The sequence below is a fragment of the Parashewanella sp. 2210YD4-3 genome (assembly GCF_056591735.1).
In genome coordinates this window covers 37018-62809 of the sequence record NZ_JBWQOG010000006.1, presented here as the reverse complement: position 1 = coordinate 62809, position 25792 = coordinate 37018, and the positions used below count along the sequence as shown (strand labels likewise).

Here is a 25792-nt window from a genome sequence, read left to right as displayed (position 1 = left end):
AATGGTTACGGCATTTGCTGGCAGAAGCTACGGCAAACGCCATCAGTTTGCGAATCCTGCACTAGTTGTTATGGAAGCAGAGTTTGTTCAAAATAAACTAAATACCCTGCAAGCTCATGCTTTGCGCTTGTTTGATTTTTACTTCATCAGCACTAAGGGTAGTCAAATGTTTCTGAACTTTAGATTTAAACGCTGCAATTTGTTTCTGCTCTTCAACAGTCTCTGCACTTGAACAAAATTTATATTCTTTCAAAGCATTCATAAAAAAGTTTTTTGCCAAGGTGTTTAAATCTAATACATTTTCAAAAGCACCCTTTTCAAACTCTGAGTCCCTTAGTTCTAAAGAATCACAAGCTAAATCCCAGAGAGTATCTACCCTTTGACCACGATTAAATATCGTAGGGTTATGTTTTAAAAATTCAGTGATTTTCAATATCCTTGAAATTGAGTTTTGCTGTCCATGCAATACTTCAAATTCCTTTAATCGTTGAGTTTCCTTGTTTACTACATTAAAGGTGCCACTGATTCGTGAACCATGAATTAAGCTTACCTTTTGAGTATCAAAGCCTTCAAAACTATTATTTGAAGCCATTGCTGTTGGTAAAAATGCCATAGATATAATTAAAATTGATGGGTGGTCATTTAAGATTAGAATTTTTTTGAAGATAAATTGTTAAATTGTGTTAACTAAAACTGATGTTTTTTGGATTTTAACTGCATTTGAATAGTACACCCGTCAATTCAAATTCCAGTGAGTGGAAGCATTCCAATAAACGATCACACCAACAACTAAAGTTATCATTCGGCATCAAAGATTAAGACTCTTAAATGTGTGAATTACCACGTTATGTGATAATTTATCTCGATTCGGGAAAACAAAAGTTTAATCTTTACTATTTTTTGAGTAGCTATCCAGTTTTCTACACTTTCGCTTGTCTAGATGATGTTAGGTTTGAGTATGAATACACTTGCAGAACGGCTTGATTTTGTCATGAAAGAGGCTGGTATTAATCAGTCTGAACTTGCATCTCGTATTGGGATCAGGCAACAAGCAATCAGCCGTATGCTCACTGGCATTACTAAAAATTCTCGTTACTTCTTGCCTATATGTAATGAACTAAGCGTTAGCCCTAAATGGTTGATGGAAGGCATTGGTGAAACTTACTCAAGAGATCTCAAAACCAGTGCAATTATCCGTCGTGTTCCATTATTAACCCTAAAACAAGTAATCAATTGGCCACAAAACAAATCAGAAATCACAGAGGATATGATTGATGCTTGGTGGGAAGTATCCAGCACCAATGTCGGTGAAGATGGCTACGCGATTAAAGTGCGTGGTGATGGAATGGAAGGTCAAGGGAATCGCTGTATTTCTGAGGGCTGTACTCTGATTGTTGAATCTACATCAGAATACGAATCGGGTGACTTGGTTATCGCTAAACTACCAACCTCATCATCTGCTTGCTTTAAGCAAATCGTCGATGAAGCTGATGCCACCTATTTGAAATCTTTTAATCCAAATTATCCTTTGATCAAGTTTGAAGATGGACAAGTGTTAGGTGTCGTTAAGCAGGCTATTTATGAATATTATTAGTGCCTAGATTTATTTGGTAGCTAGTTCAGAAATCGATATAAATTAGTTAAAGGTCTGATAGTGCCCTATTTCAACAATCGTACTCTTGGCACTAGGCAGAGGCTTATTTAAAAATTTCTCGATCGCCTTCGCTGTATTTTTAGTACCTTTTTCAAGAGGGATGACCTTGAATCTACCACTCTTAAAAGCCTGAATTGTGAAAACGACGTCTTCTACTTTTAATTCACTCAGAGGTTCCTTGGGGTCGAATAGACCAAAATCATATGAGTTTTTTATATAAGCTCTGATGGCACTATCACTAAGCGACATAATATTCACCCCCAAACTTTTTCCTACACAACAGATCGAAATCTCAAAATTATTTCAGTAACTTTTCTCAATTGACAACAAAAAACTTTAAAACTTGTGTTTTGAATACGTTATCAAGCAAATGACGTAAAAGTAAAAACACATTGTTTGATAGGCAAGTTTTCGTTCAGAATGTATGCGTTATCCAATTGCAGCAGCCAAACACATCTTATTTTTCAACATCTGCTGAGCACGCCTAACGGTTTGCTTTTCTGAGTATAAAGGCACAATACTAATCTGCTGCTTTAGCCTTGTTGGGTTCAATACAAACCAATCAGTGAAGTAAATGCCGTCAGCTATTCGCCATTCTGATCCTTGCTGATCTTCTATTTTGATATTGTGCAAGAGAGCAGCGGCTATGTAGGTTAAGGTTTCAAAAAATCTATCACATACAAGTTCATCGCCTTGCAGATCTGAGCGTTCGTAACTTTTGATAGCTTGAGCTAAACAGATCCCAAACAGTGGTTCATCGAATACTCTGAGAGCATCAGAAAGGTAATAGGCAAACAGCTTTAGAGGGATTTCGGCTTCTGAGTATTCGATTAAAAATAAGGTCAGTGTGGACGATAGATTTGGATATCTTGTTCGCCATTGCTCTAACATTTCATCAACGCTGCTGGTTGATAGTGCCAACTGGATAATTTGAGTCATAGACCACCTCGTATAGTGAGTCCATTCTGTTTCTGCTGTTAACCCTTTTCTTACCACTTCACAATCAAAGTTAACCAAAGATTAATTTCTAGCTCATTGACTAAAAGGAACGCTAGCTTTTAAGCTGACTGAATTTCATTAACAATGGCTAGATTTCATTCGTAACCTATTAATTAGTTGAACTAATTTACTTAGAAAAACCAACTATTTTATAAGCCATTGAAAACTATGTTAGTTAAATTTGTTATCAAGATTAAGGTGATTGATGGAATAAGACTCTTAACAAAAACAAGGTAATAGTTATGACAGCATTGAAGATAAACGCTGCTTACGAGTCTAAAAACATCACTTTCAAAAAAGCCTTTGCTATCGTTTTTTTGCCGTTTGCTATCGCCTTTATCCTCAGTTGCCTGTTTCGAACAATGAATGCGGTTTTAGTGCCTACCTTGCTGCAATTAACTAAAGCCAGTCCATCTGAGCTTGGGTTATTAAATGCCACTTATTTTCTAGCTTATGCCCTATTTCAGATCCCACTAGGTACACTGCTTGATAACTATGGTGCTAAGAAAGTTCAGTCTTGCCTATTCGTTATCGGTGGGCTTGGATTGTTGCTATCCGGGATCACAAATAGCATTGAGACAATCACTATCGGACACGCTTTGCTAGGCATTGGAATGTCAGGTGGGTTAATGGCGGCATTTAAAATGATCGTGCAGTGGTTTCCAAGTGAAAAGATCCCGATGCTGAACGGGATCATGATGACGTTTGGTGGTGTTGGCATCCTTTTATCAGCCACTCCCACTGATTATCTGATAACGCATTTGGGTTGGCAGGCTTTAAACATCGGCTTTTGTTTATTAGCATTCGGCGTTGCCTTACTTATCTTTTTCATTGTTCCAGAGAGCAACGTCGCTACAGAAAAATCCAGTTTTTCTAGCCAACTCAAAGGCATCTCCACAATTTTTAAATCTAACTACTTTTGGACGATTGCACTTATCACCGCAAGTGTTTTACCTAGCTTTATGGCGATTCATGGGCTTTGGATTGAGAAATGGCTTCAGACTGTTTCAAATGCCAAACAAAGTACAATTGATGATTACCTAATGCTAATGGGCATAGCAATGACTGTTAGCCTATTATCGACTGGCTTTATAGCTAAAATTGCACGCTATTATCAAAAAACACTTGAGAATATTTTGGCTGTTCTGCTGACCGTTTACATCGTTATTGAACTGATGATCATCACTGTTCATGGCCAATACGAGTGGATATGGTGGGTACTGTTAAGTTTGGTATCACAAATTTTTAATTTATCCTATGCAGCACTGACTCAACACTTCCAAAAGACACATTCTGGCAGGGCAAATACGGCATTGAATGTTGTGGTGTTTACTTCGGTTTTCCTGATCCAATACCTCATTGGGTTAATCGTCACTCTATCAAGTCATTTCCTTTCTTTGGCTGACAGTTATAGGGTTAGCTTTATGTTGCCCGTATTGATTCAAGTTATCTGTCTTAGCATTTTTTTGTCTAGAACTAATGCGAGAACCTGAAAGAATTGTATAAATGAGGCTGAAACTGGCCTTAAAAGCCAGAGATCATATCCAACTGAGTTATTAGCATTCATCTATCATTTTTGTTGCTTTAATTGACACCATTAGGTAGCTAGCCAAAATTAAAAAATAGTTAATTTTTAATTTCTAAGCTATTGAGTCAAGATATAAAAATCACAAAATCACAAAATGACAGAGTATTCAATGAGTACAGAATCATCTTTAAATTACGTTTTCATAGATATTCCTATCGATTTGCAATGGAACCTATCAACTGAAACCTTGAGCCAAATTGGCGAGCTATCAGATAAAGTCTTTATTCTTAAATTTAATGAAAAAAGCTCAACCTCGACGTATAGAGTCAGAATAAAATCAGCATACTGTGAAGAAGCTCGCATAGCTCATTTTAAATTTATGACGGAGACAGCACTTAAATCAGGGTCAATCGTTTTGCATTTCCATAGACAAATGTCGACACTTGAAGGTGAAAGTACAGATATGGGAAACGCTTTCGTATCACCTCTCGCACAAACCAGATTATCCATAGAGATTGAGAGCAGCTTTAAGTGCTTTTTGAAGCAAAGATTACGTAGCTCTTTTGATGAATTATCAGAAGCTTGTACGAACGATGATTTGCATAAACTGGAAGGCATTTTGCACAAAGGTGTTAATTTGAGTGCTCGTAATAAAAAAGGGGAAACAGCTCTACATATTGCAGCCAATAATGATAGCGTATCGTGTATGCGCATTTTACTTGAAAAAGGAATCCCAATAGATTCTATTGATTATCGAGGAATGACACCACTCCACTGTGCTTGTTGGAGTGGAAAAATGGCTGCTTATCGGTTTTTACTAGAAAAAGGAGCTAATCCTAACACTCTGAATGATAGAGGTAGCAATATATTTCTCCTAGCAACAGTCGGCTCTGGGCAAAATACAGCATTTCTGCAGGAAATAATGTCAAATCATCCGCAATTAATCGGTAAGTCCAATAGACTTGGAGCAACTGCTGCTCACGGACTAGTTCAGAGCGGAAACGCATTTGTCTTGAACTTAATATTGAGTACGTATCCAAACTTAGTGTATTTCAAAGATAATAACCAAAGAACACCATTGCACAGTGCTGCAGAAAAAGGAGACATTGACTCTATTTGTGTATTGATGAAGTATGGGGCTAGCTTACGTGCAATAAATGGTTTGTTAGAAAGTCCTATGATAACCGCCTGCTTTACAAATCAACCTAAAAGCATCATGACCCTAAGATATTACAGGGAGCAAAGTGCCTTATGGTTTTACCCAAGAAGCGCTTTTATTAGTGCCACTACATTTCAGTTTAAAAACCTCAAAGCCCTATGCTCCCCGATAAAAAAGCCTGACTCTCCATATATTAATGATGTTTGATTAGCATAGTCATAGAAAACGCACAGAGAACAATGTTATCAATATGCATTTTTTCAATTTTAATCATGTTTGTTTGCCAAACCGGAACAACAATCTAAAACTCCATTTGCCAAAGCACCAACAATTTGCCAAAACTTATTAGGTCTTTCCAGCATTGACCAATGACCAGAATCTTGAATTACAACTCGCTCGTATTCAGCCTTTTCTACATGAGCTACCTCTAGCTTAGACATACTATGTTCACCATAGACGTATAACTTTTCACACCTCAAATCCCTATAGATAGAATCAATGGCATTTCCGGCTAACAACTCTGTAGAAGATTTTGACCAAGCATGAATAACCTCAGGATCGGCTTTTTTGACATTTTCAAGATAGCGCTTGATGTAGATATCTGACTCGGCACCAATCTTTAATCGAGAACACATATACTCAACATACTCATTTGGACGCTCGAATTCGCTGGCTTTGGTTAGAGAACGGGCGTTAATTTTGTCTTCGACCAGCATTCCTTCGATATTTAAAAGCAACACTACGTTATCTAACTTAGGTATGAGAATTGTGGCTAAGGTTGCTCCTAATGAATGACCAAGGATGATGAGCTTTCTGCCTGATGAATACTTTGAAATTAGTTGCTCAAGCAAAGTGACGATATTGTTTAAATCTCGATATTGTTCTTCGAATCGGCTTTTGCCAAATCCGGGGAGATCGGGAATGAATATGTTCAGTTGTTCAGTGATAGGTGTTTCGAATACTCCCGATAGGCTATCACTACATTCAGTGAATCCATGTATCAGCCACATATCAGCTACTGCATTCTGGTTGTGTTGATAGACAATATTAATGCCTGTGCTTTCATCGAGCATTTTTTTTGGCATTGGGATCACCTTAGTCTTTTCTTGATTTGCAACATCTGATCTGCACCTTTGGTAAAGTGATAATTGACCTTAACTATTCGATATTCAACGGGCAGCTTATCAAGTGCTTTAAGAACCTGTTTTAACTGCATCGGTGTTTTTCTATCATTACCAATCAACGGAAAAATGCGTACTTCTTTTGCGATTCTTATCAGCTCAAGTACTGAGTTGATGTGAAAGTCTGCTGACAAGATTTCCGAATATAAAAAAAGGAAATTGCCGCATAGCGCTAGGTCAAAGCTATTATCCTTGAATGGCAGTCTTGGCAGCTTTGCGTTAATGAATCTTCCACTGTCTCCGTTTTTCGAAAAATCATCCAAAAAGGTCTTTGATGCCAATAGCCGTCTTGCTTTCAACTCTTGGGGATTTTTAAAGTAGCTCCAATTGAAATCATCTACACAGCTGACAATTTTGGGATAAATTAACTCGCAAGATGTCCTGATTTTGTTGGCGATATCTTTTGGCTTGAAGCCGTACAAGGGATCGCAAGAAGTAACATCAAGCCCTAATGATGTTGCTGTCACATTGAATGACGCTGCGCCATCAGCACAACCTAAGATCTTTTTGCCTAGGTCATCATTAGTGAGTGCAAATATCTTTTGATACTCATCAAATGAGCGACTCCAAATTAATACATGATCCAGTAAAAAGGGCATAAACTTCTCTACCGTCCTTGTTGTTCAAGCTGTATTGATGGCACTGATAAGTTCTCGAATACAAAATCAATAAAGCATCGTATTCGTTTGGGTAAGTTCTTGTTTGTATGAGGGTGGATCAGATAAATTGAGTTTGTGATTGTTTTATACTGGCTCAGTAATGGAACTAACAAGCCAGCATTAATGGCATCGGCCACAATAAAGGTCGGAGCATAGATTAAAGCCACGCCACTCAAAGCAAGGTGTTTTACAAAGAGCGCATTATTGGTGAACACATTGGTTTTGACTGGAATATTATAGGCTTCATCACCATCAAAAAATGTCCAAACTCTTTCTTTCGGTTGAATGCCATGATGACAATCGAGGCAATTGTGCTTTGTAAGCTCATTGAGGGTTTTCGGTGTTCCATTTCGCTGTAAGTATGACTTACTGGCACAAACGGTATAGTCGTGTGTAAAAACCAGTCTTGATATCGCTGATGAATCTTCTAAACGTCCACATCTAAAAGCAATATCGTATTCACCTATGGGTGGTAATGGTCCGAGTGCGCCATCAAGTGTGATTTCAAGTTCAACATCACTGTATTTGGCTAAGAACTTTTCCAGTATGTCGGATAACACTAAGTTACTAAAATTTTGTAACGCTGATATCTTGATCTTGCCTTTAGGGTTGTTGTGAACATCGATAACTTGATCACATACAGAGCCAAGTTCCAACTGAATATTCGCACACTGCCGATAGAGAATTTCACCTGCTTCTGTCGGTGCTAAATTTCGAGTTGTGCGCTTTAACAGCTCAACGCCTAAAGAAGCTTCTAACTGTGAGATGCGTTTACTGACAGCTGCTGCCGTTTTGTCATTTTTCTCTGCCGCTGCAGTGAAGCTTTTGTACTTAACCACATCGACAAACAGCATCATATCGTTAACTGGAAGCATGTTGACTCCACGGCTAAAAAAGATGGTTCAATAAAGCTTGTTTGGCTTTATCGTTAATGTTCCTAACAGACCTAACACTGCAATTAGCATTAGGTAGTACGCTGGCATTAACGGATTCTTGGTGACTTTTATCAGGTAAGTGACAATGAGTGGCGTGGTTCCACCAAACGCAGCAAAGGCAAGATTGTAGGCAAGACCAACGCCTGTATATCTTACTTTTGGTGGAAAGAGTTCGGCTAACATCGCACCGTAACTTGATGCCACTAAAGAGAAAGACACGCCAAGAGTAATGAGTGAAACCAATACCGCTTTAATCGAACCGTTAAGCAGAGTAGTAAACATTGGATAAGGTAAAAGAATTAATAGAATCGAGCCGATAAAAATCAGCTTTTTTCTGCCAATGTGATCTGAAAGGTAGCCGAACAGCAGCATAAATACAGAGAAGACACCTAAGCTGATACTGTTTAATAGATGCACCTCATCAGCCGGAATTAGATTATGCACTTTGAAGTTCACTAAAAAGGTGGGCATGTAAAGAAACAATAAGAACATGCTGACGGCATCCAAGCATAAGATCGACAAGCCCTGTAACAGTTGTGGGAAGTGATTTTTGATTAGATACACAGCAGGGACATAGCTTTCTTTACGCTGGATTTTTATTGAGTTAAACGAAGGCGTTTCTGATACGTTCTTCCTCATATAGCCACCGACTACACCCAAAATCGCACCGATTAGAAAAGCTATCCGCCAGCCCCAATGGTAAAATTGCTCTTGGGTTAACAATGAATGCAGCAAGGCTGTGATGCCTTGAGCAAATAAAACTGCCAAGCTTAGAGCAAAGAACACAATGACGATTGCTCTACCTCGTTTGTTTACATCTACATGCTCGAACGTAAAGGTTATCGCTCCGGGGATCTCACCACCTACAGCCAGCCCTTGTATTATTCGCAGTAAAACAAGAATGATCGGTGCTATGAATCCAATGTGTTGATAATTAGGTAGGATTGCTATCAGCAAAGATGGAACAGCCATTAATAAAATGGAGAGATAAAACGCCTTTTTTCGACCTCGTAAATCTCCGTAATGGCTGAATACCAAGCCACCTATTGGTCTTGCAAGATACCCAACAGTAAAGGCACTAAAGAGTCCTAAGAGTGAGTTGATATGCTGTGTAGCAGGGAAGAATTGTGGGCTGATGGTATTGGCAAGAAAAACAAAGATCATAAAATCGTAAAACTCTAACGCACCACCAAGTGCAGCAATGCCTACCACTTTTAATTCTGACGGTTTCAACTTGATTAATGTCATCATGGCAACACCGCCAAGACAATACGAGTAATGCCCCTGACAAAGTGGGTTTTAAATCGAACACCTAACCTAAATAACGCGAAAAGATTAATAGCTTTAACACCTTACCTACCGTTCATTGATAGTATTAAGGCTAATTTCTACAAGCTTAATAGAAGCTGTCTAAAACTCATTCTCTACACGGTAAATCAAGTAGTTAGCGCACTTTGGAGTAAATGAGGTCGTTTTAGGTAAAAGTGGACTTTACAAGTAATTGGTCATCATGTACTCATATTAACTACCAAATACAACCTAAATTGTATAAAGGTGTTTTTTATGAGAGCGAAACCAACAATTATCGTCAGGCAAATTTGGTTTACTAATTCTCAGCTATGTGATCACTTTGGTATCCATAGAGCAACGCTCTGGCGCTGGAAAAGACACAGAGAGTTTCCTCGCCCCGAGGGAAAGTATATTGGACTTATTAGATACGATGTTCGTAAAGTTGAATTATTTTTACAATCAAAGTTGTAATTTTTCATTCATCGTTAGCTGTGGAGTATTGAGATGTATCCAGAGTTATATCAAGAAGTGTTGCGCCGATTACCGAGAGACTTTGATTTCAAGAAGCAAAGTACTGACTTTTTACAACAAGGCATTTGCCCTAACTGCGGCAAAAGAGAACTTTATACTTCTAAAAATGAACCTTGGTTACTTCGCTGTGGACGATTAAACAAATGCGGACATGAACTGCATATCAAACAGCTTTACCCTGATCTATTTAATTCTTGGAGCGAACGCTTTCCTGTCAACGACAAAAGTCATGGTGCAACCCATACCGCTGATGCTTACTTAAAATACGGGCGAGGTTTTAAGCTCAGCCTTATTAAAGCTTGGTATCAACAAGGTTTCTATACTGATAAAACCACTGGTTTTAGTAGTTCGACGGTCAAATTCACGTTAACCAATGGCACCTCTTGGGAAAGGATAATTGATAAACCTGAGCGTTTTGGCAGTAAAAAAGCGATATTTAATGGCAAGTACCAAGGAGAGTGGTGGCAAGCACCCAATTTTTGCGTCGATACCCTACCCCAAGAGTTATGGCTTACAGAAGGAATCTTTGATGCCATTGCCCTACTCCATTCTGGCTTAACTGCTGTTAGCACCATGAGCTGTAACAATTTTCCTGAAAAAGCACTCCAACACCTTGAAGTGCTATTAGCCGGTAAGCCCAAACCAACTTTAGTCTTCGCCTTTGATACGGGCAATGCAGGCGAATCGTTTACTCAAAAGTTTGTTGATAGAGCAAGAAAAATTGGTTGGCAAGCCACAGCAGCTCAACCCTACACAGCCAAAATAAAACTGGATTGGAATGAACTGCTTTTAAGAGAAAAGCTTACAGCTGAACATCTTGAACATTACCGACACCTTGGCAAATTGTTGGTCGCAAGATCAGCAATGGATAAAGCGTTATTGATCTATCAAAAGCAGGGTTATACCGAATTTACCTTTGATTTTCATTCCTCTTTGTATTGGTTCACCATTGATGTGAAAAACTTCCGTAAGGTAGAAGAACAACTTTCAGATAATGATTCTAATAAAAGTAATCAGGCTGAAATAAAGACACAGGCAATAAGAGAATCCAGCAAAATAAAAATGCTAGCCAAGTGCTTTCCGAAAGCGCTTTATTCGTACCAAATCAACGATACCAAAGAAGTTCGCTATGCCTTTCGAATTGACTTTCCTCACCAAAACTATTCGATAAAAACGACGTTTTCAGGCTGCCAACTCAGCTCCAGTTACGAGTTTAAAAGACGCTTATTAACGGTAGCATCAGGCGCGATTTTTCGTGGAAATACGCACCAATTGGATCACTTAGTCGAAAAGCAGCTTTATGATATCAAACAAGTTCAAGCACTGGATTACATGGGCTACAGCGTTGAACACGAGTCCTATATTTTTAATGATATTGCCGTTAAGAAAGGACGGATTTATCATCTCAATGAAGATGAGTATTTCGACATTCCACCACTCACCGTTAAATCCATTTACTCACTACAACTTAATATTAATACCGACCTTGAGCAGTTCAATTCAGATTGTTTTAACAAGCTATGGCAAGCCTTTGGTGCAAAGGCTTTTGTCACTCTGGTGTTTTGGTTTGGCAGTTTGTTTGTTGAGCAGATCCGAAAACTACAAAAAACGTACTGTTTCTTCGAACTATCAGGTGAACCCGGTGGCGGTAAAACCACTCTTATTGAGTTTTTATGGAAGTGTTGTGGTCGCTCAGATTACGAAGGCTTTGATCCCAATAATGCCACACCATCAGGTAGAGCGAGGACATTAGCACAAGTGGGAAATCTTCCTTTGGTGATCAGTGAAGCCGAAAGAGATCCCGGTAAAGATTCCAAGTTTGCTCGCTTTGATTGGGAAGAATTTAAAATGCTGTACAACGGGCGACCTACTTGTACTAGGGGAATAAAAAGTAACGATAATGAAACTCGTAATCCTAAATTTCGTGGTGCCATTCTTATTGAGCAAAACTTTGATGTTCAAGCCGACAAAGCCATATTACAGCGGATTGTAAAACTATCTGTTGATAGCAAAAGCCAAACAGCTGAAAGCCTTGAAGCGGCTGAGTGGTTAGAGTCAGCTGAAATTGAGCAAGTATCAGGGTTTATGCTCAAAGCCATTTTGAATGAAGATCAGGTTCTTTCTATCGTTAAAGAAAGAATGCCTTTGCATCGAAAGCGGCTTAAACAAGAGTGCAATATTCGCAGTAATCGCATTGCTAAAAATCATGCTCAACTCTGCTCACTAATGGAAGCCATGGCAAGCATATTTCAGCTCCCTCAATGGCAAATAGAAGAAACTCAACAGTTACTTGAAGCCATAGCGAAAGAAAGACAGCAAGCGACCAGTCGTGATCATCCCCAACTGCAATTGTTTTGGGACGTTTATGATTTTTTAGAATCAGAGCAAGTTAACTCTGTTAATCACGCAAGAGATCCGCAGCTTATCGCCATCAACCTGAACCAATTTGCCGAAGCCGCTGCTGCAAGAAAACAACATATCCCGCTGCTCAGTGAACTAAAACGGCTACTCAAAATAAGCCGTATTCATTCCTTTGTAGGGCAAAAAACCGTAAACAGTGCGGTGAACCATCGCTTAAATCAATCATTCCCAACCATGAAAAAATCGAACTGTGTGAAATGTTGGGTATTTCAACGAGGAGATTTACTATGAACCACAAACTTATGCGCGCTTCTGCATGGGCAAAACGAGAATTTGATCAAGGCTCTATGCCAACAGCAAAAACTATCCGTAGCTGGATAAAATCTGGCATTATTGAGGGGCGCTTTATTGATGGCAAAGCTTACGTCTTTGCCAACGAAAGAGCCGGAATGATGTCTAAAGTTTCAGATGATGTGAGTGCATTGTTGAGGGCGTAATGGCTGATGTTCGCAAGCGTAAAATAACTAAACATTTACCAGAGCATGTTTACTATGATGCTCGACGTGGTAGTTATCGCATTAAATTAGTTGACGGTCGCTACAAGGAGTTAGGGAAAGACAGAGAAGTCGCCATTTCCGTTGCTAAGGAATACAACCGTATTGCTCGACCTAAAGTGGGCATCACAGTAGATAAGCTGCTTAATGCTGACAGTGAAACGGAAAGCTACTTTGGTCATCATGTGGATGGACTACTAAAACGGATTTTTAAAGAAGAACAGCCATCTGATGACTTTAAACGTACCATGGAAAAAGATGCACTCAGAGTTAAAGAGTTCTTCATCAATGTGCCAGCATCTGAGATCAGCTTGCAACACGTTAACGACTACCTTGCAGAATATCACCCTGAAGCCAGCCCCAATGTTCAGAACCGCAAGGTAGCATGGCTTAAAAAGCTGTTTTCTTACGCCATTGACGAAAGCTTAATGACGGTGAATCCCGCTTCATTTAAAAAGCGTAAACGTCTCAATGAGAAAAAGCGCCAACGGTTAAAGTTAGATTGGTATCACGAGATCCACGCAGCGGCACCTTTATGGCTGCAGACCGCGATGGATTTAAGCTTGCAAACCACTCATGCGCGATTAGAGATCTCACGCATACGCTACAACCTTAAAACACCAGACTCCAAAACCTGTGGCTGCTATTGGTTTAAAAAACCAGAGCTAACCGCTAGTGGTTTGGTGTACGGCAAACTCTATATCCACAGGCAAAAAGTACAACATAAAGAAGCGGCACATGTCGCAATACCCATTGGTGATACGTTAAAGCAAATTATTGACCGTAGCCGTGACCGCTTGATCAGTAACTTTGTTGTTCACCGTTTACCTGAGCGCTGCAGTAATACGCTGAGTAAAGAAGTATCACACTTAACCCAAGTTGCCCCTGACTACATCAGCCGTTCTTTTTCAAAAGTACGTGATCAAGTCGGCTGTTGTGATCACCTCACGCTATCGCAGCGCCCAACATTCCATGAGATTAGAGCCTTAGCTGCGCACTTATTCGACAAGCAAGGTATCGATCCACAATCACGCATGGCACACACCGATGCCAAGAGCACCAAAATCTACACCGAAAATCATGTCCAATGGGTTGAAGTGCCCTTTGCTGAAATTAAGGTTAAGTGATGTTGGAACTGGTATTGGACGCAAAAGAAAAAAGTAACTTGGTTCCTTATTGGTTACCTAAAAAGTTACTTTTTGGTGTTTGAGATTTATATTGCCTGCTCAAATGGTTATGGCTGGTTTGTAGGTTTTGAAACTAAAGTTACCTTTTTCCGATAAGGTTGCGGTGGTTGTTCTAGATACCATATTGAGTAATTTTTAGTTGTTCTATCTGTTGTACCGAGGTTGTAAAGCAGACATTAGACCACGTCAATTCAAGGCTCAAGTTGAATTACATTTTTCCATTATGTGCTACTCCTGATTGAAATTGCTTAGCTTGCCACTGTTCCAATTAACTGTAACTGTATAGCTAAGGAAAAAATTAGTTGGTTTTCCTCCAGCTTGAATCTGATAATTAGCATAAAATGGCGTTGGAATATCTAAGTCATACAATGGAACTGTGCTTTCCATATCCCTGTTATTATGAGGTGGAAAAGATAATAAAGCGGTTTTGTCATAAAAAGTGCAAGTTCCATCTTCCTCTACTTGATATAGAAATGCGTGTCCCTGATATTTTTTTATGTTTGCATGGCATTGATACTCTATACCATTAATTTTCTTTCCATCATGCCATGCAGCCATAGCTGGCGCTGCTAGGGCTGCTAGGGCTGCTATTAGTATTAAAGCTTTCATTTCGATTACTCCAAATTGAAGCTACTTTATCTGGTTGCCGATATAATTATTCACGGCAACATCCACTGATTAAATAAGTATCCAATGGGTTGAAGTGCCATATGCTAAAATCAAAGTTAATTGATGTTTAAACCAGCACTTTTTGCTGTTTGAGATTTGCTTTGTTAGCTCAAAGAGTTATTGCTGATTTGTAGGTTTTTAAACCGAGGTGACCTTTTTCCGATTTTGATAAGAGAACTTGTGTGAGTCTGTTTCTGGTCAGCTTTGCGCAAATGCTGCCTAGAAAAATATTAACCCTACTCTCTAGTGGCCAACTAGCTAATAACATGAATTATCCCAGATTTCGTAGTGATTCATTCATTTGGAAATTGAACTGTTATATCATATTCAGTCCTATAAGAGTCATCATAGTGTCGATCAAAAAAACCTGTAATTTTATTAGATTGCTCTAATTGATTGAGCCTTAAAACATCACTAATTCTTCTGTTATTCTTATCTATACTTGAAATAGTTAGATAGTTTTTATTAAAAACACATACTGTAAGAGACTCAGGATAGACTTTAGTAACACCGCAACTATCCGGAATATCTACGCTGCAATATTTCACAGTTCCAGAACACCAAAACGTGATCCCGTCGATGTCTCCATGGTTATGAGTTGCAGCCATACAGTTGAAACTTAGTGCCAATACAGCAGTTATTAATTCAATCCTCATAGCGCTTACCTTATACAGAAAAGTGTTAACGTTAAGCCATCAAATTATTCCCACTAAAATGAAAAGTACGATCAACATTTGATAGTAATCAAAAGTGTCCATCTAAAATATGCTTTGATTTGTGATTAGCATCACAAAAAGTTGATAAAAACGATTTCACAGTGCAAATGATGTGGTGATTTATTTAGAAGCTATGCTCAGCAATTCCTGATTTTTCTATCTGTGTATTGAGGTTGCTATGCAAAAAGATAATTCCAAGTTAACGGAGCTTAAATCGTTTTGGCTTGCGCTAATTGTTCCAAATTTGATTGCGTTACTTCTGATATGCTTCTCTTTCTTTCAAAGACACTTGGTCATAGACGTATCTATTCAAGGTTTTAATTTTTTCCTAACCAGCTTTAAGCTCCCCTTGAGTATTGCAACCCTGTCCCTTCCGCTAGTTGCTTTAATTGCCTCAATTCACAGATCATCACAAACTAAAAAACAAATAAGCCTAACAACCAAGCAAAACAACTTTATCAATTATTACTATCACTTAGAGCAATTTGAGCGATATATAACAAAATACTTAACTAAAGAAATAAAAGTCGAATTGGAAAATATGGGAGCTATAGACGCAGAAAAGTTACCAACCTATTTGAAAAAGGAAAATTTCTATATCCAAAATGCAAGACAGATACACAACACTTTTTTCCCAAATGCCATGAACGGTAATTTTGGAGTAGGCGACTGTATAAAAGTCTATATAAGCAGCTTGTTAGAGCTTAGTACATTAGAACTACAGAGTTTTTGGGAGCAAACGAAAGAAAAAAGAAAAGAAAAATTTTGCGAGTGTATGAATGTTCTAACGCTTTTTTTGGTAAAAACAAACTTAAACGGTCTCGTCATAAACCACATTAGGCTCCAGCATAATCAAGATGTAGAGGTGATACATTTGATTCAATTCCATGATGTGGTTGAGTATTTGATAATCATTGTCAATAGTATTGCTTCATTCGATACTACATACAGTAAATTTAATTTCCCCTACCAAATTTATCACACAAGCATTACAAATTTTGAATTCGACTTCTTTACACCTCTTTTTGAAAGCTACAATATCGACAAAAACGCAAACGAATATTTAAAGTTCATATGGGAAGTTACTCGTAAAGAATAGCCTTTCGATCAGAGAAACCCATTAATCTTGTAGTCTTATCCCGACTGCGTCATTAATTTGATAATGCTTGGCTGTGCGAAAAACGGAATAAAAAATCTCCACCTGAATAAATAATCAATAAAAATAAACAATCATCCCTATAAATTTAATGAAAATAAGAACATTCAGGGAAAGAAAAAGGGCTAAATTTCGATTAAGCGTCGCGCGAATCTCGCGCAAATCTCGCGCATTTTAAAAATCACGAGTACGGTATGATGAATTTTTTGCTTATAAAACAAGAAGAAAAATGGTCGGAATGAGAGGATTCGAACCTCCGACCCCTGACACCCCATGACAGTGCGCTACCGGGCTGCGCTACATTCCGACACAGAATGAACTATAGCGGATTCACCTTATTACCTTCAAGTAAATTATCGTTAAAACCAAATAGTTGCCCAGATTATCGACACATAATTGCAAGGTTATTAATTCAAATCCATATGTGTAGTCAATACTCATGAACCTTATCCAATATATACCGTAGACTCGCTTCCTTTTCTGTCGATAAATGTTTATCTGTTATATGAGTTAATAATATAAGCCCCGAGTACACTTAATTATTCCAACTGTTGGGCACCTTTAATTTGATTTTTTGCCTTTCTCGTCTTCTCTGTTAAAAAGACTTTTACTGCTTGATGAATCACTGTCGTTATGGTCAACCTACTGCTTGTTAATATCAACTCTTCCAATGGCATTTGTGTTAAGTCATATATTTTTTTGGTTGGCTTCCGCCATAGATAAAAGAAGGGTTGGGAAAATGAGCTTGAACAACAATAGAAGCACCATCTACACTAACGCAACCTATTTCATGTTTACTGAAACAGGTTGTAATTGGATGTTTATGAGAATGAGCTTCCCCAACTGGCTTGACTTCAATTGAAAATGACTTTTCTACTGATATAGCATTTAAGCAAATAAATTCAATTTGTTATGCTCACAAAATTGCGCCAATGTGTAAAACTAATATTGTTTTATAAAAACCATTAACAAGAGGTAACTATGACATTCGCTACCATCATGCTGGCTCTTGGCATAATGCTTATTTTCGAAGGTTTAGGCCCATTATTAATCCCAAATAAGTGGAAGCAAGTATTAGCTTCTATTTCAGAACAAACACCCCAGTCTTTACAACGCCTTGGAGGTGCTTTAGTTACGGCAGGCTGTGTTTTGATATTCATTTTTCTGTAACGCAAACGTAAAGTGGCTAGTTTTAATGCGAAAATCTGTTAAAATCCCGTTTTAACCACAACCGACTGCGAAAAATGGGTAAAAATGTTGTTGTTCTCGGCACTCAATGGGGTGACGAGGGAAAAGGTAAGATTGTCGACCTTCTGACAGAACAGGCAAGTTATGTAGTGCGTTATCAAGGCGGACATAACGCTGGTCACACCTTAGTCATTGACGGTGAAAAAACCGTACTTCATCTTATTCCATCAGGTATCTTACGCGACAATGTGAAATGCATTATCGGTAACGGTGTTGTTCTAGCACCTGATGCGCTAATGAAAGAAATCCACATGCTAAAAGAGCGTGGCATTCCAGTTGAAGAGCGTTTGATGATCTCTGAAGCTTGTCCACTTATCTTACCAATTCACTGCGCATTAGACATGGCGCGTGAAAAAGCACGTGGCAACAACGCTATTGGAACTACAGGTCGTGGTATTGGCCCTGCTTATGAAGATAAAGTATCTCGCCGTGGTCTACGCGTGGGTGACTTGTTCGATAAAGAGCTGTTCGCCAAAAAACTAAAAGAAGTCATGGATTACCATAACTTCATGCTGACTGAATACTACAAAGTAGAAGCAGTTGATTACGACAAGACCTTAGCCGATGCACTTGAGCTGGCTGATTACTTGAAATCGATGTGCGTAGACGTGACTGAGCTGCTTGATCAAGCTCGTAAGAACGGCCAACCTATCCTATTTGAAGGTGCTCAAGGCACCCTTCTTGATATCGACCATGGTACTTATCCTTTTGTTACCTCTTCAAACACTACCGCTGGCGGTGTAGCGACGGGTAGTGGTTTTGGTCCACGCCACTTAGACTACGTATTGGGTATCATTAAAGCTTACACCACTCGCGTAGGTGCAGGCCCATTCCCAACGGAACTTGAGTGTGAAATTGGCGATCACTTAGGAGTGAAAGGCCACGAGTTTGGTGCAACTACCGGCCGTAAACGTCGTCCGGGCTGGTTAGACATCGTAGCCATGAAGCGTGCGGTACAAATTAACTCTATCAGCGGTTTCTGCCTAACTAAATTAGACGTATTAGACGGTCTAAAAGAAGTGAAGTTGTGTGTAGGTTATCAAATGCCTGATGGCACTATTTCTCATCAAACACCACTGGCTGCAGAAGGTTACGAAAACGTAACGCCAGTACTTGAGACTATGCCGGGTTGGGAAGAAACCACTTTTGGTGCAACTTCTATCGAACAACTGCCACAAGCGGCCATCAATTACATCAAGCGTATTGAAGAGTTGCTTGAAACTCCTGTTGATATTATTTCTACAGGTCCAGATCGCAATGAAACTATGATTTTGGTAAACCCATTTAACTAAAACAGTTTTTGCATCTTAATATTGAATACCGCTCAAGTATGAGCGGTATTTTTTTACATCTTGTTACATCTCTCTCTGTTCCTTTACCTTTGCTTTTGTTATGTTGACCCGTTGAAAAATAATTAGAAAAGGCCACTGGAAAGTATAAAACTCAAGCTTGAGTGAGCATTTCCAGTTGCCTTTTCAGTTCTCAATCAGAACAAAGGAATTAAAATGAAAAAAGTTAGCGCTCTGGCTCTTGGTATTGCCATCAGCCTTGGTCTTGCAGGCTGCTCAAAACAAGAACCACAACAAACCGCAGCCAAAACCGAAGTTCCAAAATCAGTTGTTCAATCCGGTATCGAAAAAGAAAACTTCGATACCCATGTTCGTTTCCAAGACGATTTTTACTACAGCGTCAATGGTCACTGGTTGAAGAACACCCCTGTTCCAGGTGATAAATCAAACTACGGTGCTTTCTCTGTTTTACAAGAGAATAGCAAAGATGCGCTGAAGAAAATTATCGAAGAAACCGCCAAACAGCCTAATAAAGTTGATGGCTCTAGCGCGCAAAAAGTCGGTGATTTTTATGCCAGTTACATGAATACCGATAAAATCAAAGAACTCGGTATTACGCCACTAAATGGCTTACTTTCGGAAATCAATTCAGCGAAAACCCATAAAGACATTGCTGCGGTAATGGGTAAGCTAATGATCAACGGTGGTGGTATTCCTTTCGGTTTTTACGTTAATAACGACGCTAAAAAATCTGATCAGTACGCGGTGTACTTCTATCAATCTGGTCTGACTCTGCCTGATAGAGATTACTACCTAAAAGATGATGAAAAGTTTGCCAACAACCGTAAGCAAATGCAGCAATACATCACTGACTTGTTAACTCAAGCAGGGGTTAAAGACGCTGGCAAAGCGGCTGATAATGTGATGAAAATGGAAACCTTCATTGCAAAAAATCAGTGGAGCCGAGTTCAATCTCGTGACGCTAACGCCCGTTACAACAAGATGGATCGCAAGCAACTTAACAGCCTATTTGGCAATGTTGATTTTGAAGCTTTCGCTAAAAACGTCGGTATTGGCAGCAATGTTAAAGAAGTGATTGTCAGCCAACCATCATACTTTGAGGCATTAGGTAAGCAGTTTGATAAATTCTCAGTTGATGCGTGGAAAGACTACCTAAGTTTCCACCTTGTTGATAACTATGCCGAATTGCTTACTCCTGAGTTTGCTAACTTAAGCTTTGAGTTCCACGATAAAGCCCTACAAGGTATCCAAGAGCAAAAACCACGTTGGAAGCAAGCGGTTGATGCCGCGAACAACGTAATCGGGGAGCTGGTTGGTCAGCAGTACGTTAAAGAGCACTTCAAACCAGAAGCGAAAGAGCGCATGGAAGGCCTGATTAAAAACTTGATCAAAGGCTTTGAAGTCAGCATCAACGAACTTGAGTGGATGACGCCTGAAACCAAGAAAGCGGCTCAAGAAAAGCTGTCTAAGTTTACTTATAAAATTGGTTACCCAGACAAGTGGAAAGACTACACAGGCTTAACCATTAAAGGTGATGACTTAGTAGGTAACTACTTACGTTACACCCAGTTTGAGTACAAAGATATGTTAGGAAAGCTTGGTCAACCTATCGATAAAACTCAATGGTTTATGACGCCACAAACCGTAAATGCTTATTACAACCCAGTAATGAACGAGATCGTATTCCCAGCGGCTATCTTGCAGCCTCCATTCTTTAACATGGAAGCGGATGATGCCGTAAACTACGGAGGTATCGGTGCGGTTATTGGTCATGAGATCAGCCACGGCTTTGACGACCAAGGTGCTAAGTACGACGGTGACGGTAACCTTCGTGACTGGTGGACAGCCAAAGACAAAGAAGAATTCCAAAAGCGTGGTAACGCATTGTCTGAGCAATACTCTAAATATGAAGCATTGCCTGGCAAATTCGTTAATGGCGACTTGACTCTTGGTGAGAACATCGGTGACCTTGGTGGTTTGACCGTAGCTTACCGTTCTTATCTAATGAGCCTAAATGGCAAGCCTTCAGCTGTGATTGATGGCTTTACCGGTGAGCAACGAGTATTTATCGGTTGGTCACAAGTATGGCGTCGTAACTACCGTGATGAAGAGCTAGCAAAACGTCTATTGACCGACTCTCATTCTCCAAGTCACTTCCGTGCTATGGGTACGCCACGTAACATCCCTGAGTTTTATAAAGCCTTTGAGGTTAAAGACACAGACAAGATGTACCTGCCAGAAGATAAGCGTGTGAAAATCTGGTAATCTTTCTAACGCTTAACGAAAGCCGAGTGGAACACTTCTGCTCGGCTATTCTTTTCTAAAGAACTTTTTGAATTTCTGCATTCTATTAGACCACTGCATATCTGTTAACTCTTCGCAGGAAGTATCTAGCTTCTCTACTTCGGAGCCATTTCTTTCAATGTAAACTCGACTGGTTACTCCGGTATAACGTCCCCCGTCACTTTCGATGAACAGAGCAGGCTTTAGATATCGAATATTTTCCTTAACTTGCTGCCATGTATCTTGAAACGGTAGGCAACATTCTGGAATATTTGAGCTCAACACACACACTTTTCTCTGGTTAACACTTGCGACTTCTTTAATAAACTTAAACGTCGCTTTATCTGCCCAATGTTGGGTGATGCAAAATACCCTTTCGATAACGAGTTTTTTCAAGTAGTTAAATTTATCAGCATCTCCATCATCAGTAATGTTTCTAAAAAAATCAACTAACTGCATAAAGTCATAACTTTCAGGTTTTATCCCGACTTCATCGCAGTTCTGTTGAAATGTATCAGGTTGATAAGTCTTAATTATGTTCGGTTGATTAAAAAAGTCGATAAAATCCTTTGCAGTCTCCGAACGAGCCAAAATGGCTTTCAATTCGTTCCAAAGGTGCTTGATTTTGAGATTGAAATCGACAACAAAAATGAGGGGCATCTTTTTATAGGCAGCCCAGTTCATTAGATGTTCTAATACTGTTACGCCACCACAACAGACATAAACATAAGATGACCCTATATCAATATATCTAAAGCTTTCGATTTTTGGGTCATTCGATTGAGCAAACAACGGTGATACACAGCCTTTAGGTAATTGAACTGGCCTCAAGAATTTTTGTCGTATGGACCTCCCTCGATATAGTGCTTGAATCTTTACCACCTTATTTAATGGGTATTTTGAACAATTTACATCAGAAGATACAGCTGGCTGAGATGCACCCGATACATGAAAACTCTGTACTTTTCGATATTTACAAGGAAGTAGCTCATCATGAGGGCATCTTGAATGGTAAGGCTTCAAAGGCACAGGAGTGTATCGCCAAAAATGTCCTGTCCACCAAAAAGTAAATGAACTTAAAGGCTGATAAGGTAATAAAGTAGAAGTAGTCTTTTGAGCCCCTTCTACAGGCATAGCTACAGACATTTCACTTCACATCAAATAAAACAATATTTGATTATACCGATAACAACTTGAACAAAAACTTAACACGTTAGCCGTCAAGGCCATACTTTTCTGAAAAACCCATTTTTGGAATGAGATATTTCCCATACCTCCTAAGCCATTGATTATATTTACAGCATCTTTATTGAAAATTTAAGAATCATTCTCCAATCGAGCAACTCTTGTCTATATTTATTTTATGTTTCATGAATAGGCTAAAGCACATGTCTGGAATCTCAATACAAGGGCAGAGAACAATACCCATTACTCGTACATTTTCTGATTCAGAATTACAACAAATCAAAGAATCGACACCCGAGCAAATTGAAAAAAAATTCAGTTCGTTACTCAATAGGCTCAAGGACTTTATTTGTGGAACCAATTCCACAGAAGTGGCTTTGCTTTTGAGACAGCTTTTATTGTCTGATAGCACTGAGAAAACCAATAATGCTATGAACCAGCTTAATGAATTATGCGGCCCAAATCACAACCCTTTTAGCGTACAACTGGAAGTGGGAATTCAAGAAAGCACACATACTTATTACTTTCATTCAGAAAAAGGGAAAAGATATTCCACCCCTATTCGTCAGCTCGATGTTCCTAACATCAGTGATTCCTCCACAATGGAGGACGTTAGAAGAGCAGAATGGCGGCCAGTTCATGATTTACAACAGCTTTCAGATCTAAGGTTTCAGGCATACCAATTACTTGAAAAAGAAAATAATACCTTACACCAAGAACAGATGACTACAAGAGAGCGTAGACGTGCATTGGAAGAGTTGCCTGAAGATATTAGTGAACCACCACAACCCGAGCCGAGTTTGAATATGGCAGAAATAAACAGTGCGCTCAATCAGCTAACCAAGCCAAACTGTACCCATAAGCAAGCCATCCACGCCAGTATTCAAATAAACCAAGTATTAGCTGAACATCGCTCAAGAATGCGTTGTGTGGTTATTGAAGAACCTGAAGCAAGTCATTTTGCACTATTGCCTGACGCAATAACCTCAGAAGATACATTATTAATTGGACTAAACCATCACAAAGACGGCCGAATAACCGTCAATGATCACGTTGATCACCCAATGTTTCATAACGACTCTTTACGTGGCCTCATTCTTGAAAAGGGTAAGGGAGCAAAAATCACTCAACTGTCGAGGCCATGAATACTGATGCCAGATGAGTTAAGTCTTCAAGTTGATTATGGGCCACACCCCAACCAATTTGCAGCTGCTGTTCTTTAGGCAGAATCGCAATGGTTTGCATTGATGTAGCTCTTGCCAATTAATCCATTAAACGAATCTTTAATGCTTCTCTCATCTAAATTAGGGGCGCAAGGATCGAATATAAGACACCGAAGGTAACACTATGTAAATCATTAAAATTAACAGTCAGTTAATTATCATGCCGTTAGTTAAAAACTAATGTTTATAAAGCGACGACTCATTACTTAAACACACTCAGCCGAGCGCTTTGTATTATTTTTGCTATCTTATACATAGAATTGTTGACCAAGGAGAGGTTATGTCAGGTATTCAATTATCTAGTAGTACGATATTACATCGTTCATTTTCGCAAAAAGAAATTGATACTATTAAGTCTCTTTCAAAACAAGAAGTTGCTAAAACATACAGCGGCATCACAAATAAAATTATGGATACCATATGTGGTACCAATAAAGCCAAAGCTGCAGAATATTTACATACCCTTTATACCTCGACTGACTTTGCAGAGCTGGATAATGCTGAATGGCGACTCAATGCCATGTGCAGTCAAGATCATAACTATTTCACTCATAAGTCTGTTTTAGATGCTGGTCGTACATATCGCAATTATTCCTTTATTCCTAAAGGCAAAAATACACAGCCTGTTATCTTCCGGAAAGCCATTCCGATGCACACGACATCCGTGGTTGAAGTCACAATGGGTACTCAAGAATTCGCTGGCATTTATCGAGATGAATCCATCGAGCCAGATGACACTCTTCAACTCAGGTTACAACACATTCAACAACAGTTAGACAAAGCGAGTAAATCCGACGAGATCGCTTATTTAAAAGCCGTACAATTCAGCTTACAACAATTAATGTTATCAAAAACCGATCTTATCGAAGCCGAGAGACAAGCTAGAGCCCTAAACCTCGAGTTTGAAAAAGCCTCGAATTCAGCCCGTTGCGTCACAGTGGAAGACCCTAAACGACAAACCATAAAATTCGTGTTATTCGAAAATGCAGCCCCAAAGGGCGTATTATCTAAAGGTTTACTGCGAACTCCTAAAGGTGAAGTAAAGATTGATGAAGCAACAATAGAAAGCAATCTAAACCGTCCTTTAGATATTCAAGATAAAGATCTGATTTTTTTAGCAGGCCAATACCGAGAAGGTGGCCTTATCTTATGTCAATATAATCAAGCCGCATTCAAACCCACTGTATAATACCAACATTATTCGATTACATTTGCATGAGTACTTAATGTCACTTAAATACTGCGGATAATTGTGTGAGATCTTTCAGTTGTGTATGTGCAATAACCCAGCGTTCTTGTTCCTGAAACTCGGGAGCCGGAATCGCAATGGTTTGCATTGATGCCGCTCTTGCCGCAATCAATCCATTAAAGGAATCCTCAATCGCTACACATCGACTTGGGTCAACGCCCAACTCACTCGCACAATTTAAATACACTTCAGGGTGAGGTTTGCCATATTCCAATTTTTCAGCGGATTCAATGGCTTCAAAATAATGGCGAATATTCAGGGTATCTAGCACAGCATCCACCAATACCATAGGCGATGATGTCGCTAAGCCAATCTTAAACCCTTGCTGCTGACAAAAATTAAGAGCCTCTAATACGCCATTCATCGGCTGACCGTCACGGTGAATAAAATCAACCACAGCTGTGACTAATTGCTGACTTACTTGATTATTATCATACTTCGTCCACGGATAACGTTGATGCCAATAATCGACCAATAGATCGACTCTCATTCCCGTGGTCATTAACGTATCTTCATAAGTAAGTGGCACACCGTATTTCGGTAATACCTCTAATTCTGCCTGTTGCCATACCGGCTCAGAATTAATTAATACACCATCCATATCAAAAATAACAGCTTGTGCTTCATTCAATGACATTTGCTTACTCAAAAATCTAAAATTCAGCGCAAGTATAACGATTTATTGACAAAAATTCGGTTAATTTAGCGTTAAGAT

The 25792-nt window shown here is 39.2% G+C and carries 25 protein-coding genes and 1 tRNA gene; 13 read left to right on the top strand and 13 right to left on the bottom strand.

What is annotated here, in order from left to right:
• Positions 1 to 97 precede the first annotated feature (97 nt).
• A complete protein-coding gene (locus tag AC1EU0_RS10610) occupies positions 98 to 613 on the bottom strand; it encodes a hypothetical protein (protein ID WP_480302375.1) in 516 nt (171 codons plus the stop codon).
• Positions 614 to 958: 345 nt separating this feature from the next.
• On the opposite strand from AC1EU0_RS10610, the gene AC1EU0_RS10605 reads away from it, so the two are divergent.
• Positions 959 to 1594, top strand: coding sequence for a LexA family protein (locus AC1EU0_RS10605; RefSeq protein ID WP_480302374.1), 636 nt, complete (start codon positions 959 to 961; stop codon positions 1592 to 1594).
• A gap of 42 nt (positions 1595 to 1636) precedes the next feature.
• Here the strand turns inward: AC1EU0_RS10605 and AC1EU0_RS10600 are convergent, their stop codons facing one another.
• Both AC1EU0_RS10600 and AC1EU0_RS10595 read right to left on the bottom strand, forming a co-directional pair.
• On the bottom strand, positions 1637 to 1903 hold the full coding sequence (locus AC1EU0_RS10600; RefSeq protein ID WP_480302373.1) for a hypothetical protein: 267 nt from the start codon (positions 1901 to 1903) through the stop codon (positions 1637 to 1639).
• A gap of 180 nt (positions 1904 to 2083) precedes the next feature.
• A complete protein-coding gene (locus AC1EU0_RS10595) occupies positions 2084 to 2593 on the bottom strand; it encodes a hypothetical protein (protein WP_480302372.1) in 510 nt (169 codons plus the stop codon).
• Between the two features lie 302 nt (positions 2594 to 2895).
• On the opposite strand from AC1EU0_RS10595, the gene AC1EU0_RS10590 reads away from it, so the two are divergent.
• Together AC1EU0_RS10590 and AC1EU0_RS10585 are read left to right on the top strand one after the other, a co-directional pair.
• A complete protein-coding gene (locus tag AC1EU0_RS10590; protein WP_480302371.1) occupies positions 2896 to 4146 on the top strand; it encodes an MFS transporter in 1251 nt (416 codons plus the stop codon).
• A 204-nt stretch (positions 4147 to 4350) separates the two neighbouring features.
• Positions 4351 to 5547: an ankyrin repeat domain-containing protein gene (locus tag AC1EU0_RS10585; protein ID WP_480302370.1), complete on the top strand. Its 1197-nt coding sequence runs from the start codon at positions 4351 to 4353 to the stop codon at positions 5545 to 5547.
• Between the two features lie 59 nt (positions 5548 to 5606).
• Here AC1EU0_RS10585 and AC1EU0_RS10580 read toward each other — a convergent pair whose 3' ends face one another.
• The 4 genes from AC1EU0_RS10580 to AC1EU0_RS10565 are packed head-to-tail and all read right to left on the bottom strand — an operon-like array spanning position 5607 to position 9366.
• A complete protein-coding gene (locus AC1EU0_RS10580; protein ID WP_480302369.1) occupies positions 5607 to 6425 on the bottom strand; it encodes an alpha/beta fold hydrolase in 819 nt (272 codons plus the stop codon).
• Positions 6426 to 6430: 5 nt separating this feature from the next.
• A complete protein-coding gene (locus AC1EU0_RS10575; protein ID WP_480302368.1) occupies positions 6431 to 7120 on the bottom strand; it encodes a hypothetical protein in 690 nt (229 codons plus the stop codon).
• 8 nt (positions 7121 to 7128) lie between these two features.
• Complete coding sequence (locus AC1EU0_RS10570; RefSeq protein WP_480302367.1) at positions 7129 to 8055, bottom strand: LysR family transcriptional regulator; 927 nt, start codon at positions 8053 to 8055, stop codon at positions 7129 to 7131.
• A 27-nt stretch (positions 8056 to 8082) separates the two neighbouring features.
• Positions 8083 to 9366, bottom strand: a complete 1284-nt coding sequence (locus tag AC1EU0_RS10565; protein ID WP_480302366.1) for an MFS transporter — start codon at positions 9364 to 9366, stop codon at positions 8083 to 8085.
• A 312-nt stretch (positions 9367 to 9678) separates the two neighbouring features.
• Here AC1EU0_RS10565 and AC1EU0_RS10560 point away from each other — a divergent pair, with 312 nt between their 5' ends.
• Genes AC1EU0_RS10560 through AC1EU0_RS10545 form a run of 4 tightly spaced genes read left to right on the top strand, consistent with a single transcriptional unit; the run spans position 9679 to position 13978 of the window.
• Positions 9679 to 9876, top strand: coding sequence for a hypothetical protein (locus tag AC1EU0_RS10560; protein WP_480302365.1), 198 nt, complete (start codon positions 9679 to 9681; stop codon positions 9874 to 9876).
• A 33-nt stretch (positions 9877 to 9909) separates the two neighbouring features.
• A complete protein-coding gene (locus tag AC1EU0_RS10555; RefSeq protein WP_480302364.1) occupies positions 9910 to 12588 on the top strand; it encodes a toprim domain-containing protein in 2679 nt (892 codons plus the stop codon).
• Complete coding sequence (locus tag AC1EU0_RS10550) at positions 12585 to 12794, top strand: hypothetical protein (protein ID WP_121839211.1); 210 nt, start codon at positions 12585 to 12587, stop codon at positions 12792 to 12794. The genes AC1EU0_RS10555 and AC1EU0_RS10550 overlap by 4 nt, the downstream gene beginning before the upstream one ends.
• A complete protein-coding gene (locus tag AC1EU0_RS10545; protein ID WP_480302363.1) occupies positions 12794 to 13978 on the top strand; it encodes a recombinase in 1185 nt (394 codons plus the stop codon). Before AC1EU0_RS10550 ends, AC1EU0_RS10545 begins: the two co-directional genes overlap by 1 nt.
• Positions 13979 to 14266: 288 nt before the next feature.
• On the opposite strand, the gene AC1EU0_RS10540 is transcribed toward AC1EU0_RS10545, so the two are convergent.
• Both AC1EU0_RS10540 and AC1EU0_RS10535 read right to left on the bottom strand, forming a co-directional pair.
• Positions 14267 to 14647, bottom strand: a complete 381-nt coding sequence (locus AC1EU0_RS10540) for a hypothetical protein (protein ID WP_480302362.1) — start codon at positions 14645 to 14647, stop codon at positions 14267 to 14269.
• Positions 14648 to 15000: 353 nt separating this feature from the next.
• Positions 15001 to 15363, bottom strand: a complete 363-nt coding sequence (locus tag AC1EU0_RS10535) for a hypothetical protein (RefSeq protein ID WP_480302361.1) — start codon at positions 15361 to 15363, stop codon at positions 15001 to 15003.
• Positions 15364 to 15601: 238 nt separating this feature from the next.
• Here AC1EU0_RS10535 and AC1EU0_RS10530 point away from each other — a divergent pair, with 238 nt between their 5' ends.
• Positions 15602 to 16522 carry a hypothetical protein gene (locus AC1EU0_RS10530; RefSeq protein ID WP_480302360.1) on the top strand — a complete coding sequence of 307 codons (921 nt, stop codon included), beginning with the start codon at positions 15602 to 15604 and terminating at the stop codon, positions 16520 to 16522.
• A 287-nt stretch (positions 16523 to 16809) separates the two neighbouring features.
• Here AC1EU0_RS10530 and AC1EU0_RS10525 read toward each other — a convergent pair.
• Positions 16810 to 16886: transfer RNA gene (locus tag AC1EU0_RS10525), tRNA-Pro, on the bottom strand.
• A 674-nt stretch (positions 16887 to 17560) separates the two neighbouring features.
• Between AC1EU0_RS10525 and AC1EU0_RS10520 the strand changes: the two genes are divergently transcribed.
• The 3 genes from AC1EU0_RS10520 (at position 17561) to AC1EU0_RS10510 (ending at position 21402) form a co-directional block, all read left to right on the top strand.
• On the top strand, positions 17561 to 17749 hold the full coding sequence (locus tag AC1EU0_RS10520) for a DUF2065 domain-containing protein (protein WP_480302359.1): 189 nt from the start codon (positions 17561 to 17563) through the stop codon (positions 17747 to 17749).
• A 74-nt stretch (positions 17750 to 17823) separates the two neighbouring features.
• Entirely contained in the window at positions 17824 to 19119 is a 1296-nt protein-coding gene (locus tag AC1EU0_RS10515) for an adenylosuccinate synthase (RefSeq protein WP_480302358.1), read from the top strand.
• A 213-nt stretch (positions 19120 to 19332) separates the two neighbouring features.
• On the top strand, positions 19333 to 21402 hold the full coding sequence (locus tag AC1EU0_RS10510; protein ID WP_480302357.1) for a M13 family metallopeptidase: 2070 nt from the start codon (positions 19333 to 19335) through the stop codon (positions 21400 to 21402).
• Positions 21403 to 21447: 45 nt separating this feature from the next.
• Here AC1EU0_RS10510 and AC1EU0_RS10505 read toward each other — a convergent pair whose 3' ends face one another.
• Complete coding sequence (locus AC1EU0_RS10505) at positions 21448 to 22566, bottom strand: hypothetical protein (RefSeq protein WP_480302356.1); 1119 nt, start codon at positions 22564 to 22566, stop codon at positions 21448 to 21450.
• A gap of 242 nt (positions 22567 to 22808) precedes the next feature.
• Here AC1EU0_RS10505 and AC1EU0_RS10500 point away from each other — a divergent pair, with 242 nt between their 5' ends.
• Positions 22809 to 23750 carry a hypothetical protein gene (locus AC1EU0_RS10500; RefSeq protein WP_480302355.1) on the top strand — a complete coding sequence of 314 codons (942 nt, stop codon included), beginning with the start codon at positions 22809 to 22811 and terminating at the stop codon, positions 23748 to 23750.
• On the opposite strand, the gene AC1EU0_RS10495 is transcribed toward AC1EU0_RS10500, so the two are convergent.
• Positions 23728 to 23868 (bottom strand): hypothetical protein, encoded by a 141-nt coding sequence (locus AC1EU0_RS10495; RefSeq protein ID WP_480302354.1) that lies wholly within the window; start codon positions 23866 to 23868, stop codon positions 23728 to 23730. The genes AC1EU0_RS10500 and AC1EU0_RS10495 overlap by 23 nt on opposite strands.
• Positions 23869 to 24108: 240 nt before the next feature.
• On the opposite strand from AC1EU0_RS10495, the gene AC1EU0_RS10490 reads away from it, so the two are divergent.
• Positions 24109 to 25017, top strand: a complete 909-nt coding sequence (locus AC1EU0_RS10490) for a hypothetical protein (protein ID WP_480302353.1) — start codon at positions 24109 to 24111, stop codon at positions 25015 to 25017.
• Positions 25018 to 25057: 40 nt separating this feature from the next.
• On the opposite strand, the gene hxpB is transcribed toward AC1EU0_RS10490, so the two are convergent.
• Entirely contained in the window at positions 25058 to 25714 is a 657-nt protein-coding gene (gene hxpB / locus AC1EU0_RS10485) for a hexitol phosphatase HxpB (protein ID WP_480302352.1), read from the bottom strand.
• Between the last annotated feature and the right edge of the window lie 78 nt (positions 25715 to 25792).